This is a genomic window from Shewanella sp. T24-MNA-CIBAN-0130 (genome assembly GCF_040310185.1).
GTDB classification, from domain to species: domain Bacteria; phylum Pseudomonadota; class Gammaproteobacteria; order Enterobacterales; family Shewanellaceae; genus Shewanella; species Shewanella psychromarinicola.
The window spans coordinates 17,280-34,766 of the sequence record NZ_JBEOPP010000050.1; the positions used below are offsets into that span (position 1 = coordinate 17,280).

At 43.4% G+C, this 17,487-nt stretch carries 15 protein-coding genes; 12 read left to right on the forward strand and 3 right to left on the reverse strand.

Annotated features, from left to right (window positions below; translation table 11 throughout):
- Positions 1-64: 64 nt before the first annotated feature.
- From AAEZ02_RS17080 to AAEZ02_RS17090, 3 genes are read left to right on the forward strand one after another with little or no spacing between them, the layout of a single operon-like run.
- Positions 65-811, forward strand: coding sequence for a (Fe-S)-binding protein (locus AAEZ02_RS17080; RefSeq protein ID WP_101031805.1), 747 nt, complete (start codon positions 65-67; stop codon positions 809-811).
- An 8-nt stretch (positions 812-819) separates the two neighbouring features.
- Positions 820-2,208, forward strand: a complete 1,389-nt coding sequence (locus tag AAEZ02_RS17085; protein WP_101031803.1) for a lactate utilization protein B — start codon at positions 820-822, stop codon at positions 2,206-2,208.
- Between the two features lies 1 nt (position 2,209).
- Positions 2,210-2,773, forward strand: coding sequence for a LutC/YkgG family protein (locus AAEZ02_RS17090; RefSeq protein ID WP_101031800.1), 564 nt, complete (start codon positions 2,210-2,212; stop codon positions 2,771-2,773).
- 251 nt (positions 2,774-3,024) lie between these two features.
- Here the strand turns inward: AAEZ02_RS17090 and AAEZ02_RS17095 are convergent, their stop codons facing one another.
- Positions 3,025-3,924: a LysR family transcriptional regulator gene (locus AAEZ02_RS17095; RefSeq protein WP_124011571.1), complete on the reverse strand. Its 900-nt coding sequence runs from the start codon at positions 3,922-3,924 to the stop codon at positions 3,025-3,027.
- A gap of 341 nt (positions 3,925-4,265) precedes the next feature.
- On the opposite strand from AAEZ02_RS17095, the gene AAEZ02_RS17100 reads away from it, so the two are divergent.
- From AAEZ02_RS17100 to AAEZ02_RS17130, 7 genes are all read left to right on the forward strand, one after another.
- Positions 4,266-4,910, forward strand: coding sequence for a GntR family transcriptional regulator (locus AAEZ02_RS17100; RefSeq protein WP_101031794.1), 645 nt, complete (start codon positions 4,266-4,268; stop codon positions 4,908-4,910).
- Positions 4,911-4,965: 55 nt separating this feature from the next.
- The gene (gene prpB / locus AAEZ02_RS17105) at positions 4,966-5,844 is read left to right on the forward strand and encodes a methylisocitrate lyase (protein WP_101031792.1); all 879 of its coding nucleotides are present in this window, start codon (positions 4,966-4,968) and stop codon (positions 5,842-5,844) included.
- Positions 5,845-5,948: 104 nt separating this feature from the next.
- Positions 5,949-7,073 carry a bifunctional 2-methylcitrate synthase/citrate synthase gene (prpC, locus tag AAEZ02_RS17110; RefSeq protein ID WP_101031790.1) on the forward strand — a complete coding sequence of 375 codons (1,125 nt, stop codon included), beginning with the start codon at positions 5,949-5,951 and terminating at the stop codon, positions 7,071-7,073.
- A 103-nt stretch (positions 7,074-7,176) separates the two neighbouring features.
- Positions 7,177-9,771 carry a Fe/S-dependent 2-methylisocitrate dehydratase AcnD gene (gene acnD / locus AAEZ02_RS17115; protein ID WP_351124166.1) on the forward strand — a complete coding sequence of 865 codons (2,595 nt, stop codon included), beginning with the start codon at positions 7,177-7,179 and terminating at the stop codon, positions 9,769-9,771.
- Between the two features lie 86 nt (positions 9,772-9,857).
- Positions 9,858-11,027 carry a 2-methylaconitate cis-trans isomerase PrpF gene (gene prpF, locus AAEZ02_RS17120; protein WP_124011569.1) on the forward strand — a complete coding sequence of 390 codons (1,170 nt, stop codon included), beginning with the start codon at positions 9,858-9,860 and terminating at the stop codon, positions 11,025-11,027.
- Positions 11,028-11,464: 437 nt separating this feature from the next.
- A complete protein-coding gene (locus tag AAEZ02_RS17125; RefSeq protein WP_351076179.1) occupies positions 11,465-13,450 on the forward strand; it encodes a cation:proton antiporter domain-containing protein in 1,986 nt (661 codons plus the stop codon).
- A gap of 21 nt (positions 13,451-13,471) precedes the next feature.
- Entirely contained in the window at positions 13,472-13,627 is a 156-nt protein-coding gene (locus AAEZ02_RS17130; protein ID WP_351088995.1) for a hypothetical protein, read from the forward strand.
- A 135-nt stretch (positions 13,628-13,762) separates the two neighbouring features.
- On the opposite strand, the gene bcp is transcribed toward AAEZ02_RS17130, so the two are convergent.
- Positions 13,763-14,230, reverse strand: a complete 468-nt coding sequence (bcp, locus tag AAEZ02_RS17135) for a thioredoxin-dependent thiol peroxidase (protein ID WP_351124169.1) — start codon at positions 14,228-14,230, stop codon at positions 13,763-13,765.
- Between the two features lie 108 nt (positions 14,231-14,338).
- The gene (locus AAEZ02_RS17140) at positions 14,339-14,875 is read right to left on the reverse strand and encodes a glycine cleavage system transcriptional repressor (RefSeq protein WP_124011524.1); all 537 of its coding nucleotides are present in this window, start codon (positions 14,873-14,875) and stop codon (positions 14,339-14,341) included.
- 284 nt (positions 14,876-15,159) lie between these two features.
- Here AAEZ02_RS17140 and dapA point away from each other — a divergent pair, with 284 nt between their 5' ends.
- Together dapA and bamC are read left to right on the forward strand one after the other, a co-directional pair.
- Positions 15,160-16,044, forward strand: a complete 885-nt coding sequence (dapA, locus tag AAEZ02_RS17145; RefSeq protein ID WP_124011523.1) for a 4-hydroxy-tetrahydrodipicolinate synthase — start codon at positions 15,160-15,162, stop codon at positions 16,042-16,044.
- Positions 16,045-16,048: 4 nt separating this feature from the next.
- Complete coding sequence (gene bamC / locus AAEZ02_RS17150; RefSeq protein WP_124011522.1) at positions 16,049-17,146, forward strand: NlpB/DapX family lipoprotein; 1,098 nt, start codon at positions 16,049-16,051, stop codon at positions 17,144-17,146.
- Positions 17,147-17,487: the final 341 nt, after the last annotated feature.

Genomic DNA, 17,487 nt, shown 5'->3' on the forward strand with positions numbered 1-17,487 from the left:
ATGTTGAATAGCTCAATGTGATTTGACTCATGTTTAATGACGCTTTTGGGGATAACACCGCCTTATGAAAATAGCACTATTTATACCTTGTTTAGTGAATCAAATGATGCCCGATGTGGCCATCGCAACCCTGACATTATTGGAAAAGTTAGGCCATGAAGTGATTTTTCCGCCAGGGCAAACCTGTTGCGGCCAACCGATGACAAACTCAGGCTGTTTTGATGAAGCCAAAAATACCACACTTAAATTACTCAATGCATTTAAAGGTGTTGAGTGTGATGCCATTGTATGTCCTGCTGCCAGTTGCCTTGTGGCAGCCAAAGAAAACTTTCACGAATTTGATGGTAGCCAAGAGGCACAAGCTGTCATCAGTAAGCTTTATGAGTTGACCGAATTTTTACATGACATCGCGCCGATTAAAACCTTCAAGCGTTCAGTGGCGGCTAAAATTAGTATTCAAATGAGCTGCCATGGGATCCGTATGCTTAATTTGGCGACGCCCACAGAACAAATGGGTAAAAAACGCTTTAATAAAGTGGAAGCTGTGTTGGCCAACATTGCTGGGCTCGAGATTGTCTATCCGGCGCGTATCGATGAATGTTGTGGCTTTGGTGGCACGTTTGCCGTAGATGAAGGGGCGGTCTCCGCTAAGATGGGTAAAGATAAAGCTCAAGCCCATGCGGCAACGGGAGCTAAATATGTGGTGGGGTTTGATCCCTCATGCTTGTTGCATTTAGATGGCATGATCCGTCGCCAAAAATTACCGATAGAAACCCGTCACATTGCCCAAATCATTAATGATGCACTGTAGGAGCGACCATGACTGAATTATATTCTGCATCCGGTTCAAAGGTGCATGCCCATAAAGCTGAAATTTTTTGCCGCGATGAAACCCGTGTCGATTGGCATTCTAAAGCCCTTTGGGCATTACGTGAAAAACGTGATCGCGCCGCGGGCAGTATACCCGAATGGGAACAATTAAGGCTGCTAGGCTCACAACTTAAACTTCATACCTTGAGCCACTTAGCGGATTACCTTGAACAATTTGAACAACAATGCCTTAGCAATGGTATTAAGGTGCATTGGGCTAAAGATGCTCAGCAACATAATGAAATTGTCCAAGGTATTTTAGCTCAACATAAAGTTAAGAAACTGGTTAAATCAAAGTCGATGTTAACTGAAGAATGCCATATGAATCCGTATTTAGAACGCCATGGCATTGAAGTGGTTGATACCGATTTAGGTGAACGCATTATTCAGTTAGCCAATATGCCACCATCGCACATTGTGGTGCCAGCCATTCACATGAAAAAAGAAGAAGTGGGTGAGTTATTTCACCAACAGTTAGGCACTAAAGCCGGTGAATCAGATCCTTTGTATTTAACCCGTGCTGCTCGAGCGCATTTGAGAGAGAAATTCCTCACTGCCGACGCCGCCATGACCGGTGTCAATATGGCCATTGCCGATCAAGGTGCTATCGTTGTGTGTACCAACGAAGGTAACGCTGATATGGGCGCTAACTTACCTAAGTTGCAATTGCACTCAATGGGCATCGATAAAGTGGTTCCTAATATGGATTCTGTAGGGGTGTTGTTGAGGACACTGGCCCGAAATGCCACAGGGCAACCCATTACCACCTATTCATCGTTTTACCGTGGTCCACAAGATGGCGGTGAGATGCACGTGATCATTGTTGATAATGGCCGAAGCGATATGATGAAGGATAAAATTTTAGCCGAGTCGCTAAAATGTATTCGTTGCGGTGGCTGCTTAAACACTTGTCCTGTATATCGCCGTTCAGGTGGTTATAGCTATAACTACACCATTCCAGGCCCTATTGGTATTGCCGTAGGTGCCAAGCATGATGATACCAATTCTATCCCTTGGGCATGTACGTTATGTGGCAGTTGCACTTACGTGTGCCCAACGATGGTGCCTTTGGATAAAATTATTGCTCATCATCGTCGTTTAAAAGCGGAGGCCAAGACCTTGCCTTATGGCAAAGGTAGCTATATGCCGTTAGTTGGCCGTTTTATGGGCAATGAAACCTTAATGAATACCTCTATGTCAGCAGCAAGATTAGCATTGCGGGTATTACCGGGAAGTTTACTCAAGCCATTTAGCGGTGCATGGGGGAAATATCGCGAATTACCTGTCGCGCCAGAGTCAAGCTTTGCCACCTGGTATAACAAGAATCGGAGCCGTTAATATGTCTAATAAAAATAGTATTTTATCTGAACTATCGAAATCGGCATTGGATAATCATGCCATGCCAGACATTGATGTAGTTGCTAATAATGATGATCTTGTTGGCCAATTTAGCGCAAGTTTAAAGACAGTCGCAGGGACGCTTCACAGCGAAGGCGGCTTAGTATTGCTACAACAGGCCGTCGATGATCTGATAACACAAAATATGCAGGTGATCTCGTTGATGGAGGGGATTAAAGGCAATCGTCAGGTGCCTGCAACCGCTCATGATCTGGCGGATATTGATTATGCGGTTATTCCAGGCGATCTTGGTGTGGCCGAAAATGGGGCTATTTGGGTCAATCAACCCAGTCATCGAGTGACGCCGTTTATTTGTGAAAACCTTATTCTTGCCATATCGAAAGATAATATTGTCGCCAATATGCATCAAGCGGTTAAACAAGTATCGCTGCAACAAGGTGAGTTAGGATTATTTATATCTGGTCCGTCTAAAACCGCTGACATTGAACAAGCATTAGTGGTGGGGGCCCATGGCGCCTGTAGTTTAAATGTGTACTTATACTAGGCATTAGTAACTAGTAGCTAGTGACTAGTTACGAGTTATTAGGTGCTAGTCATTAGTTGCTAGTCATTAGTCGCCAGCTGTTAGTTGCCAGTGATGCCATTGACTGAGTGTGTCAGTCGATGGCATCACGCTAACCTATAGCAATATAATTCGAATCGCTTAGGTTAGGAAAACGCCCGCTATTGAAGCAAAATATTCAACTTCAACTTCAACTTCGCATGCAAATTTAAAGTATCAAAAATCGAATCGAGTTAGAACAAGTCGAAGATAGTGGCTGCACGTTGCTGCATAAACTCAATAAACAACTTCACTTTTAATGGTTGTTGGCGACGTTGATGATACAAAATACTGATGCGACGATGCTCACCAGCCCATTGTGGTAATACATGCACGAGTTCACCGTTCAATAATTGCTGTTTCGCAAATAATTCAGGGCCATATAAAATCCCGCCATCACCGACAGCTGCCCGTATTGCGCCGTGTAAATCCCCTAGGGTTAATTTAGCGGGACCATCGTAATAATACTGCTCACCATTGTGATGTTTTAAGGTCCAGTTAAACAGCGGCCACACTTTAATTAACTGATAATCAACTAGCTGCTGCGGATGGTGCAGCTCAATGAGTTGCTTAGCATATTCAGGTGATGCATATAGGCCGTAGTTTAATACCCCCAATGATGTAGATACCCAAGATGAGTCTGGTTGTGCGCCACCGACAATGGCAACGTCGACTCCTTCGTCAATTAAATCAATGGTGCTGTTATTTTGGGTGATGTGCAGTTGAATGTGCGGATGTTGTTTCGAAAAGTCGTTGATGGCCTCAATTAATATCATCGAGGTTATCGAGACGGGCGTAGATATCCGTAGGGTGCTTTGCGGCTCGTTTATGGTTTGACCACAAATACGATCAAATTGTGCCACTACATTATGGTAACGATCAAATAACGCGCCGCCTTCTTCAGTTAATCGCAGCTTTCGCGTGCTGCGCATAATCAACTGAGTATTAAGGCTTTGTTCCAATTTACTTATCTTGCGGCTGACAGTGGCAATGGGCAACTGTAACTCTTGTGCAGCAGATGAAAAACCACCTGCATTGACCACATGGACAAACAAATGGATCAATTCAAGTTGGCAAGCTAAGTGTTGGCTCATCAAGAGACCCTTATTGTATTTATCGTTCTATTAATCGATACATCAATCTCTTTATATCATTGAGTGTAACGCAACATAGGGTGTAACAGATAGCTGAGTGAGCATCGAACCACAATGGTGTGATGAGTCATACCTCGGCGGCTAATATTAGCATGGGGTGAGGTAAGGTGTATTGAGTGACATCATAAATTAGGAATGGCTAACGCTTTAGGGTTAATTAGATTAATTGTCGACAAAAAGTACCATTTAGGGTTGTTATACGTTACAAAGGTGCTATATTGTCGACAACTTGTTTTGTATAGCTGTTTTTAATGTCTGTTTTTATTATCCAAGGTATAAATATGATCCAGCCGATTACTTCTGCAGATAAGACCTTCGTAGCCCTTAGAGACGATATAGTCGAAGGTCGTATTCAGGCTGGCTCTAAATTGAGCGAAACTGAATTGTCGACAAAGTACGCCGTGAGTAGAGCCGTGATCCGTGAAGCCATTAACCGCTTAGAGTCGTGTCATATTGTTGAGCGTAAAGCCAACGTAGGCGCTCGTGTTGTGGCGTTATCTCCACAAGGGTTGATAGAGCTGTATCAAGTGCGTGAATCACTTGAAGGCATGGCTGCACGTTTAGCGGCAAAGAACATGACCGATGTCGAAATTACCGATTTAAACCATTTATTACAATCCCACTTTGACGAGGTCAAAGGGGGCGAGTCTTATTATCAAGAAGCCGGTGATGTTGATTTTCATTATCGAATTATTTTAGGCAGTAAAAATAAACACCTAATTTCAATGCTGTTTGATGGCATTTATCATTTAGTGCGCATGTACCGGGTGCAACTTAGTATGGCCGGTCCGAGAGTGACCACCGCCTATGATGAACACAAACACATTGTTCAGGCCATTTTCAATCGTGACGCAGAATTAGCCGAAATGCTGATGCGCCGCCATATTATGTATTCTAAAAACAGTATCGAACATAAATTATCGTAGCGATTTGCGTGTAGCGTTTTACGCCCACAGCCATAATTACAAAGAGGAAAATATCATGAGTGCAGGTAAAAAATTTCGTCAAGCCTTAGCCAACAATAATCCACTGCAAATTGTTGGTGCCATTAATGCTTATACCGCCATGATGGCAAAAAAAATTGGTCATCAAGCGATATATTTGTCTGGTGGTGGCGTGGCTAACGCCTCTTATGGTTTACCCGATTTGGGCATGACATCGCTAAATGATGTGCTGGTTGATGTACAGCGGATTACGTCTGCCTGTGACTTACCTTTGCTGGTGGACATTGATACCGGTTGGGGCGGGGCATTTAATATTGCTAAAACCATTCGTGATATGGAAAAAGCCGGCGCAGCAGCTGTGCACATGGAAGATCAAGTGGCACAAAAGCGCTGCGGCCATCGTCCTAATAAAGAAATTGTGCCAGTAGAAGAAATGGTTGATCGGATTAAAGCGGCAGTCGATGCCCGCATTGATCCAGATTTTTTCATTATGGCGCGTACTGACTCATTTGCTCAAGAAGGTCTCGAAGCCGCCATAGAACGTGCAAAAGCTTATGTTGCTGCTGGTGCTGACGGTATTTTTGCTGAGGCCATTAAAACCGAACAACATTATCGCGCGTTTGCTGAAGCACTTGATGTGCCTATTTTGGCCAATATTACAGAGTTCGGCCAAACCGAATTATGGAATAAGCAACAATTAGGCGAGTGGGGTGCATCTATGGTGTTATACCCATTAAGCGCGTTCCGTGCGATGAACAAAGCAGCTGAAAATGTTTACAGTGCAATTTTAATCGATGGTGACCAAAAAGCCGTGGTTGATACTATGCAAACGCGGATGGATTTGTATGACTATTTAGGTTACCACGATTATGAGCAAAAATTAGACAGTCTATTTGCCGAAGGTAAAAACAAATAACCACCCAGCACAACAGATTGACAGGTTTACGACTAAAATAAAAAATACCCTACAATCGCGATTTAGCAGCGCTAAATCGCGAACAGCATAGAAAGGAAGATATTATGGTAGACAAGAAATTATCAGGCGCAGGATTACGCGGTCAGAGTGCTGGCGAAACAAAATTATGTACTGTAGGTAAATCAGGTTCAGGCCTGACGTATTGCGGTTACGATGTTTCTGATTTGGCTGATAACGCTACCTTTGAAGAAGTCGCTTATTTATTATTTAACGGCGAACTGCCTAGCCAAGCGCAATTAGCTGCTTATAAAACCGAATTAACAGCGCAGCGTGATTTACCCGATGCCCTTAAAGCGGTATTAAAACTCATTCCTGCTGATGCGCACCCAATGGATGTAATGCGCACCGGTTGCTCGTTTTTAGGTAACCTTGAGCCAGAAGTCGATTTTACTCAGCAGAATAAAGCCGCCAATCGCTTGTTAGCCGCATTCCCAGCGATCATGTGTTATTGGTATCGTTATAGCCATGACGGTGTAGACATTGATTGCACCACCGATGAAGACTCATTAGGCGGTCATTTCCTCAAACTACTGCACGGTAAAACCCCGTCAGAGATGCACCGTAAGGTGATGGATGTGTCACTTATTTTGTATGCAGAGCATGAGTTTAACGCTTCAACCTTTACTGCACGAGTATGTGCCTCGACACTATCTGATATGTATTCTTGTGTTACCGGTGCGATTGGTACATTACGTGGTCCTTTGCACGGTGGTGCTAACGAAGCGGCGATGGACATGATCCAAAAATTCAGTTCGCCAGCTGATGCTAAAGTGCAAATGGCGTTGATGTTAGCCCGCAAAGAAAAAATCATGGGCTTTGGCCATGCCATTTATAGCGAGTCGGACCCTCGTAATGTGATCATTAAAACGTGGTCAGAAAAACTGGCTCATGAACAGGGTGATACGTCGCTATATGACATTTCTGTCGCCTGTGAAGAGTTTATGTGGGACACCAAAAAGCTATTTTGTAATGCGGATTTCTTCCATGCCTCGGCTTATTATTTTATGGGCATTCCAACCAAGTTATTTACCCCCATTTTTGTCTGTTCACGTTTAACGGGGTGGGCGGCACATGTGATGGAGCAGCGCTCGAACAACCGCATTATTCGTCCAAGTGCTGATTATGTTGGTAGCGAACCTCGTAAAGTGGTTCCTATCAGCCAACGCTAATTTGATGATCGCGTCATCATCATGATGACGCGACTTTTTCGATGATCATCTATTAATTATCACATATTGATCACCGATCGCCGAATTTACTGTGGATGTTGTTATGAATACTGATTATCGTAAACCTTTACCTGGCACAAAATTAGACTACTTTGATACCGAAGAAGCCGTTGATGCTATTGCGGCCGGTGCTTATGCCAAACTGCCTTATTGTTCACGGGTGTTTGCCGAAAACTTAGTCCGTCGTTGTTCTCCTGAGACGCTTACTGATTCGTTAAAGCAGCTTATTGAACGCAAAAGTGACCTCGACTTTCCGTGGTACCCGGCCCGTGTGGTGTGTCATGATATTTTAGGCCAAACCGCATTGGTTGACTTAGCCGGTCTGCGTGATGCCATTGCTGAAAAAGGTGGCGACCCTTCAAAAGTAAACCCAGTGGTACCGACCCAATTAATTGTCGATCACTCACTTGCGGTAGAGCATGCCGGTTTTGAAAAAGACGCGTTTGAGAAAAACCGTGCCATTGAAGATCGCCGTAATGAAGACCGCTTCCATTTTATCAACTGGACTAAAACCGCCTTTAAAAACGTCGATGTTATCCAACCCGGTAACGGCATTATGCATCAAATTAATTTAGAGCGTATGTCGCCTGTGGTACATGCACTCGATGGTGTGGCGTTTCCAGACACCTTAGTGGGCACCGACAGTCATACGCCTCACGTGGATGCATTAGGCGTTATTGCTATTGGCGTAGGTGGCTTAGAAGCTGAAAGCGTCATGCTAGGACGTGCATCTTACATGCGTCTGCCTGATATTATTGGGGTTGAGGTTACGGGTAAGCCGCAACCTGGCATTACTGCCACCGATATAGTACTTGCGTTAACTGAATACTTACGAGCGCAAAAAGTAGTGTCATCGTATCTTGAGTTTTATGGTGAAGGTACCAGCCATTTAACCCTTGGCGATCGTGCCACCATTACCAATATGACCCCAGAATACGGCGCCACCGCGGCAATGTTTTATATCGATAGACAAACCATCGATTACTTAACCCTAACGGGTCGTGACGACGCCCAAGTTAAATTAGTCGAAACCTATGCTAAACAAGCGGGTTTATGGGCAGACACCTTAACGGGTGTTGAATATGAGCGGGTACTGCATTTTGACCTATCGTCAGTCGGTCGCAATATTGCTGGGCCATCAAATCCGCATTCTCGGGTGCCAACCTCAGAATTAGCGGCGCGTGGCATTAGTGGCATGGTTGAAAACGAACCGGGTAAAATGCCCGACGGTGCAGTCATTATTGCCGCCATTACCAGTTGTACTAACACCAGTAACCCACGCAACATGATAGCAGCTGGTTTATTGGCTCGTAATGCCAATGCACGTGGCCTATTACGTAAACCTTGGGTGAAATCGTCACTGGCACCTGGCTCAAAAGCGGTGCAATTGTATTTAGAAGAAGCCGGTTTATTACCTGAGCTTGAACACTTAGGTTTCGGCATTGTCGGCTTTGCTTGTACCACCTGTAACGGCATGAGCGGCGCGCTTGATCCGGTTATTCAACAAGAAGTGATTGATCGCGACTTATACGCCACAGCAGTATTGTCGGGCAACCGTAATTTTGACGGCCGTATTCATCCCTATGCCAAGCAAGCCTTTTTGGCATCACCGCCATTAGTGATAGCCTATGCCATTGCTGGTACGATTCGCTTTGATATTGAAAAAGATATCTTAGGCATCGATAACCAAGGTCACTCGGTCACCTTAAAAGATATTTGGCCAACCGATGAAGAAATCGATTCGGTTGTCAAAGCCAGCGTCAAGCCAGAACAGTTCCGTAAAGTGTATGAGCCAATGTTCGACATTAAAGTGGAATATGGCAGTCACATTAATCCGCAATATGATTGGCGTCCACAAAGTACCTATATTCGCCGTCCACCTTATTGGGATGGAGCATTGGCGGGTGAGCGTACCATGAAAGGTATGCGTCCATTAGCCGTTCTGGGCGACAACATCACTACCGATCATTTATCGCCATCAAACGCGATTATGCTCGACAGCGCTGCAGGGGCTTACTTACACAAAATGGGCTTACCAGAAGCTGATTTTAACTCTTATGCTACCCACAGAGGCGATCACTTAACCGCCCAACGAGCCACCTTTGCTAATCCTAAATTGTTTAACGAGATGGTGCAGGAAAACGGCAAGGTTAAACAAGGTTCCCTGGCGCGCCTTGAGCCAGAAGGCCAAGTGACACGCATGTGGGAAGCGATTGAAACCTATATGGAGCGAAAGCAGCCACTGATTATTATTGCTGGCGCTGATTATGGCCAGGGTTCGTCACGTGACTGGGCGGCCAAAGGTGTGCGTCTTGCTGGAGTTGAAGTGATTGTTGCTGAAGGGTTTGAGCGTATTCACCGCACTAACTTAGTCGGTATGGGTGTGTTACCGCTTGAGTTCACTGCAGGTCATAATCGTCATACTTATCATATTGATGGTACTGAAACCTATGATGTTTTGGGTGATCGCAAGCCGGGTGCCATGTTAAAGGTGATCATGACGCGTAAAAACGCTGAGCAAGTGACCATTCCTGTTAAGTGTCGTGTTGACACTGCCGAAGAGTTGTCAATTTATGAAGCTGGCGGTGTATTACAGCGCTTTGCCCAAGATTTTCTAGCGTCTGAAGGCTCGAAGTAATCATGTCGTTACCGCAAACCCTTATCTCGATTAATGATCAACAGGCATAAGGGTTTGCTTATTTTTAAGCTTAACAGGAATATCTGATGACTCATTTACCACAAATGAAAATTCCCGCGACGTATATGCGCGGCGGCACCAGTAAAGGGGTATTTTTTAGTTTAACCGACTTGCCTGCTGCAGCCCAAGTGGCTGGGGCTGAACGTGATGCGTTATTACTGCGAGTCATTGGCAGTCCCGACCCTTACGGTAAGCACACTGATGGCATGGGCGGCGCGACCTCAAGTACCAGTAAAACGGTGATTTTATCTAAAAGCACTCAAGCAGATCACGATGTTGATTACTTATTTGGCCAAGTCTCGATTGATAAGCCGTTTGTCGATTGGAGTGGTAACTGTGGCAATTTGACCGCCGCGGTGGGTTCATTTGCCATCAGTAATGGGTTAGTTGACGCTCGTCGGGTGCCGCAAAATGGCACCGCAGTAGTGCGTATTTGGCAAGCCAATATTCACAAAACCATTATCGCTCATGTACCGATAACCCACGGTGAAGTACAAGAAACCGGTGATTTTGAACTCGATGGCGTGACGTTTCCTGCTGCTGAAGTGCAAGTCGAATTTCTTGATCCTGCCGACGGTGATGGTGCAATGTTTCCGACGGGTAATGTGGTTGATGAACTTGACGTACCTGGCGTGGGGACTTTTCTAGTCACCATGATCAATGCCGGTATTCCGACGATTTTCATCAATGCTGCAGATATTAACTACCTTGGCACTGAGCTACAAGACGCCATAAACAATGACGATAAAGCCTTAACCATGTTTGAAACCATTCGTGCTTATGGCGCGGTTAAAATGGGCTTAATAAGTGATATCGACGAAGCTGTCGCTCGTCAACATACGCCGAAAGTCGCCTTTGTTGCGCCTGCCGCTGACTATGTGTCATCAAGTGGCAAAAGTGTGACAACCACAGATATCGACCTGGTCGTTAGGGCATTATCTATGGGGAAATTACACCATGCCATGATGGGTACCGCTGCGGTGGCTATTGGCACTGCGGCTGCCATTCCGGGGACGCTAGTTAATTTGGCTGCCGGTGGGGGAGACAGAACGTCCGTACGTTTTGGTCATCCATCTGGAACTCTGCGCGTTGGTGCACAGGCTGAATTAGTGCAAGGTCAATGGCAAGTCAAAAAAGCCATCATGAGTCGCAGTGCGCGGGTACTGATGGAAGGTAAGGTGAGAGTGCCACAATAGTCACGGCTCTGTTTATTACCCAAAACCTCGGCATGTCCGAGGTTTTTTATTTTATCGATAAATAAACAGCTTAACTTGACACAAAAAAGAATATTATTTTATTAGAAACAATATTTTATGTGAAAAACGTTATCTTGTTATAAAATTGTAATCTAAGTTAAAAAATGCTTGATCCCTTAGGCAAATTAGTATGTCATATGCTGAGTTTATTTGTCCCAATATTGATGCGTATTAAGTCATCTTTATGTCATTAAAAAAGTCTCTAATTAAGGAGCTACCTCGTTGTTGTGATCCATTAAATACACTAAGTTCCTTTTAATCTTGTTAACTTAAAAGTTAATAAGCGAGACGATTATTAATCATTCATGTATTAACATGAAACAGATTGCTGACAGAGTCAATGAATGGCGCCGAGGGCAATACAAAAGGAAACAATTATGGTTGAACACATTACCGGCATGCTGGCATTAATCGGTGTGCTGTCGCTTTTGTGTCAATGGGTTGGTTGGAAATTACGTCTACCAGCAATTTTACCACTTCTATTATGTGGTCTACTGTTAGGGCCAGGGTTAGGTGTATTAGATCCAGATGAAATTTTCGGCGATTTATTGTTTCCTATTATTTCTTTAGGTGTTGCGGTCATCCTGTTTGAAGGGGCACTAACACTTAATTTTAAAGAAATTAAAGAGCATGGCCGCATGGTGACACACCTCGTCACGATCGGCGCTTTTATTACTTGGGCGTGTATTGCGCCCGCCGCCCATTACCTTCTCGGTTTTGATTGGGCTATCGCCATGTTATTCGGCGCATTAGTAGTGGTAACGGGTCCAACCGTGATTGTACCAATGTTGCGCACCGTAAAACCCAAATCAAATTTGGCCAGTATTTTACGTTGGGAAGGTATTGTTATTGATCCCATTGGTGCGTTATTAGCGGTACTTGTTTTTGAGTATATTGCCGCCGCCGCCGATCCAACCACTCATGTATTGAATGCGTTAGGGCTAACCTTACTGCTTGGATTTGGCTTAGGCGCTGCGGCCGGTTTTTTGACCGGTATCGCAATCCGTAAAAACGTGTTTCCACATTATTTGCGTAATACTGCCGTGCTCACCATCATGCTGGGTATTTTTGTCGGTTCTAACATCTTACAAGAAGAGTCTGGTCTGTTAACCGTAACCGTTATGGGGATTTGGTTAGCCAATATGCGTGGCGTAGACATCGCTGATATCCTCGAGTTTAAAGAGACCCTAACGGTACTGTTAATATCAGCGCTATTTATTCTATTGGCGGCTCGTCTTGATTCGGGGGCGATGCTTGATCTTGGTTTTGGTGGTCTTGGCGTACTATTAGTGGCGATGTTTATTGCGCGTCCATTAAGCATTTGGATTTCTGGCTTAGGCACCAACTTATCGTCAAAAGATAAGTGGTTTTTAAGTTGGGTTGCACCTCGCGGTATTGTGGCGGCAGCCATTTCATCTTTATTTGCAATTAAGTTAGAGTCGGTTGGGTTAGAAGGCGCGAGTTCGATTGTGCCGTTAGTATTCTTAATCATTATTGGTACGGTAGTGATCCAAAGTTTAACCGCCGGTCGTTGGGCGGCATTTTTAGGGGTAAAAGAAGGCTCAAACCAAGGGGTATTGATATTTGGAGCATCAAAATTCTCCCGTGAACTGGCTTTAATTTTAATTTCCAAAAATATTAAGGTCATTTTAGCCGATAACAACTGGGACAACATTCGTCAAGCGCGCATGGTCAATATTCCGGTATATTTTGGTAATCCTGCCTCAGAGCATGCCACTAATTACATGGACTTAAGTGGCATTGGCCGAGTGTTAGTGATATCGCCTTACCGTCAGTTAAATCCGTTGGTAATATTTCACTTCCAAGATTTAATGGGCACAGAAAAAGTTTATGGTTTAAATAATGCTGACAGTGCGAGTGCTCGTCATCAGTTGTCTGAATCCTATCTAAAACGCTTATGTTTGTTTGGTGAGAATATCTCTTATGCCAAGATTGCCACTTTAATGGCAAAAGGCGCGGTACTGAAAATAACTAACATTACCGAAAACTTTACCTTTGCACATTTCAAAAAACGCTATGGAGAAACGGCTATGCCTCTGGTTTATTTAACGAAAGAAGGTAAAGTTAAAGTGTTCTCTGGCGTTGAAGCGATTGTTCTCCCTGTGGGTATCGAGTTAATTAGCTTATTGCCGCAAGAAGCACAAGATCAAGCGGTTATTCAGCGAGCTGTAGATGATGAAGCGGAGCGGAAAACCAAAGCATTAGTTGAAGCAGATGCAAAAGTGGCAGCTGAAGCGAGAGTCGTTCGTGAAGCACAAGAAGCGCAGCTTCGTGCAATTGAAAAGTCACGCCGTAAAGAAGAAGAGCTTGCTCTGTTTGAAGTGGATGAAAAAGCCCGTTGATTAGCTGAAAAAGCGACACTAGTGCAGCAGGAAACCAGTGAGTTATCCAATAAGTTAACTGAACAAGAGGTTGTCAAAAAGACCGCTAAGGATCAACTCGCCGCAACACCCGTTGACGATGCGACTCGCGATACTGTCTGTGAACTTAAAACCGGCGAAGAACCTAAAGTGGTGTAATTCACTGTGAGGTGATTATTAGTGACATTTCGTCTTAATTAGCTTGATAATAATGTAAAAGGCTTAGCAGTTGCTAAGCCTTTTTGTTGCTCATGCAAGGGTCATGTAACTGTCATACGATGGGATTGAGCTGAATTAATCTGCCAGTGTCGCTAATACCACTTCATGATGATCTTTGGTTTTGAACTTGTTGAGTACATGGCTAACGTTACCATCAGTCCCCACGACAAAACTTAAACGGTGAATACCATCGTAAATTTTACCCATAAATTTTTTCTCGCCCCACACACCAAAACCGTCAGCAACGGCATGGTCTTCATCACTTAACAAAGCAAAATTGAGTTGTTGTTTGTCTGAAAACTTGGCCAGTTTAGCCACAGGATCAGGGCTAATGCCCAATACTGTTACGTTTAAGCCATCAAGTTGTGCTTTGATATCGCGCAGGCATTGTGCTTGCACTGTGCATCCGGGAGTCGATGCCTTAGGGTAGAAGTACACCAACACAGGACCTTTCGTTAATACTTCCTTTAACGATATGGTTTCACCTGCTTGGTTATTAAGACTAAATTGTGGTGCGTTATCACCGACCTGTAATGTATTCATCAGTTGTCCTTAATATTTAAGATGCGATTTCTGCTCAAAAAGCCCTGAGAAGTTCACGTTAATCGCATCAATATGGATTGTATTACCGTGGTTAAACATTTTTAACTATTATGGCGCCGCAATACCTTGCATACGTTTAATGGTGCACTCTAATGACAAAGATTCAGCCAGTTCATGAATACCTTGTTCAAGCTTCAATAGATTGACTTTATCGGGGATATTGATAGCGAGTAGAATCGACTGAGTTTTAAGATTGTTATTATCTTCAGCGTGGGAGCGGACTGCACCTAAATCGAGGCCTCTTTCAGCCAAGAAATGGGTAATGCTCTTCATGGTTCCGCGTAGATCTTCACCATTAAAAATAACTTCAATACGAGAGACAAAGTTTTTGGGCGTATGTTTGGATGTTCGCTTCATTACCGTCATGAGTTCAAGTTCAACACTCAACACGGGTAATAAGCTTTCGATTTTTGTCATCGCTGACCAAGATCCTGATATCATCATAATTAAGGTAAATTCATTACCAAATAATGCCATACGACTGTCGACTATATCGCAATCACAATCACTTGCTAAACGCGCTAAACGACTCACTAATCCAGGACGGTCTGCGCCCATTGCCGTAACGACCAGATAATTGGTCATGGATTTTCCTCACTTTTTGATATCTTAGAGCGAAAACTTATGCCAAAGCATGTAAGTTTTGGTGCGGGTGTTAATACTATCATTTTTCACTAAAACACCTCAATATACTAACCTATATCACTCACATAAATGTGATTATTTTTTAGCGCTATGGCTTCAAAGATGCTAGGTTACTGTGCAATAAATAGTATAAATAACTTATTTCAGATTCTGGTTACCGTAGAGCTTGTCATTAGTGGTTGGCATCAGTAACATAGCGAATCCTGAAACCGTGGGGAAGATAGATGATAAACGGAAGCATCGTAGCCTTAATCACACCAATGAATAGTGATGGCACAGTAGATTATGCAAGTCTTGAACGACTTGTTGAGTTTCATATTGAACAAGGTACTGATGCCATTGTCGCGGTCGGTACTACAGGCGAATCAGCAACTTTGCCTATGACAGAGCATGTGGCTGTTGTTACCCAAACGGTTAAGTTTGCATCAGGTCGTCTGCCTGTTATTGGTGGTAATGGCGCCAATGCCACTGCAGAAGCAATAGAATTAACCAAAGCAATGCAAAAATCAGGTGTTGTCGCCATGCTTGGCGTGACCCCTTATTACAATAAGCCTTCGCCAAAGGGGCTCATTGCCCATTATAAGGCGGTTGCTGCAAGTACTGACATTTCGCAAATTCTTTATAATGTACCAGGTCGTACCGCTGTTGATATGAAACCCGAAACCGTGGCGGAATTATCAAAGGTGAGTAATATTATTGGTGTAAAAGAGGCTACTGGCGATTTAAGCCGGGTCTCACGTTTGCGCGAATTGTGTGGTGATGAGTTTTTACTTTACAGCGGTGATGATGCCACAGCACGCGAGTTTTTATTGCTGGGTGGTAATGGCGTTATTTCCGTAGCGAATAATATTGTTCCACATGCGTTTAAAGCCATGTGTGATGCCGCATTATCTAAAAATGCTCAATTAGCTGCCACCATTGATCAACCATTGATGGGCATATATCGCTCTTTATTTTGTGAAGCCAACCCAATCCCAGTAAAATGGGCTGTTCATAGAATGGGTTTGATAGCTGATGGTCATATTCGTTTACCTTTAACTGAACTTTCTGAGCAGTTTCATGGTCTGTTAATAGAAACAATGAAACAAGCTCATATCGAGGTAAAATAAATTCATGTTAAAGAAAGTCACTCCGTTACTCCTTGTTGCAGCTATTACAGCTTGCAGTACACCATTAGATCGCCGTCAGGCAAATGGTGATGATGATTTCGTCAATGCTGAAACTACGCCATTATTGACGATCCCACAGGGCTTGAATACGCCTACTTACAGCAAAGAATATGATATTCCCGCTGTGGGCAATAAAGTAAACAAGCAACTTGTGGGTAAAAATCTTGATATTCGTGCACCATTGCAAGTATTACCAATGGCTGAAGGCACACACATCGAAGAAAGCAATGATAATATTCGAGTGGTGATTGAATCGATTGAAAGTACCACTGATTTAAATCAAGAAATATTTGATGTGATTAATGGTTATCTAGCCAAAAACAATATTGCTGTGCGTAGTGAAGATATGGCTGCAGGCTTTATTGAAACTGATTGGATTGAAAATGATGAAGTCATTGAATCTAATTGGTGGAGCAGTGACAAAGTGTATCAACTTCGTCAACGCTATCGTTATCAAGTAGAGGTGAAATCTCACGGTCGTTCAGGCTCTGTCGCAATTGATTTAATTGAACATCAAGAATTTTACGATGATAAAGATCAAAAGATTTTATTAAATGGTGAAGACAAGCGTCGTTATACCACTGATATGCTAAATAATGCCATTGCTTATATGAGTATTAAACGTGATCAAGCTATCCGTGCTGCACGGATTGAGCAAAGTCTTGGTATTAAAGTTGATTTAGTGACGAATGCCAGCGAATCTGCTTATTGGTTAGCTGATGCAAGTTACAAATCGGTTTGGGATCGCTTACGGTTAGTGTTACCGGAAATGGGTTTTGATGTTGTTGATATGGATAACAGCAAAGGCTTGTTTTACATTAATTTAGAAGAAAGCGGCGGTTTCTGGAGCTCTTTATGGAGTGAAGAAAAGTTGTCATTGAAAAAAGGCAATTATCGTCTACTGCTTAAAGAAACCGAAGATGTTAATCAAACTAAAATATTGCTGCGTGATGTAGAAGACAAACCATTACCTGATGAGTCTATTACAGAAGTGTACAACATTATCTCAGACTTAATGCAAGAAGACCGTAAAATTCGTTAAGCGTTACGGTTAACGACTTTATCCTAAAAGAGACGCTTCGAGCGTCTCTTTTGCTTTGCCGGCTATACAGTTTTAATATTCATTTTATTCAATGGGTCGTTAGTCTGCACATATTAATGTCTCCAGTTCAATCCATATAGACACGATAACGCGAGCTCCTTTTTTAAATAATCCCCCAGAAAAGCTTAACTCTCGCAGAATGAACCGAGACTTAAAGTGATGCTATAAACGATTTGTCACAGCATGTGTCGACAATCAGACCTCTATACCCGTGATCATTGAAAATGCTTGATTTTGTCCCAAATGGGATCATCATAGCCCTATGAAACAAATTACACTCT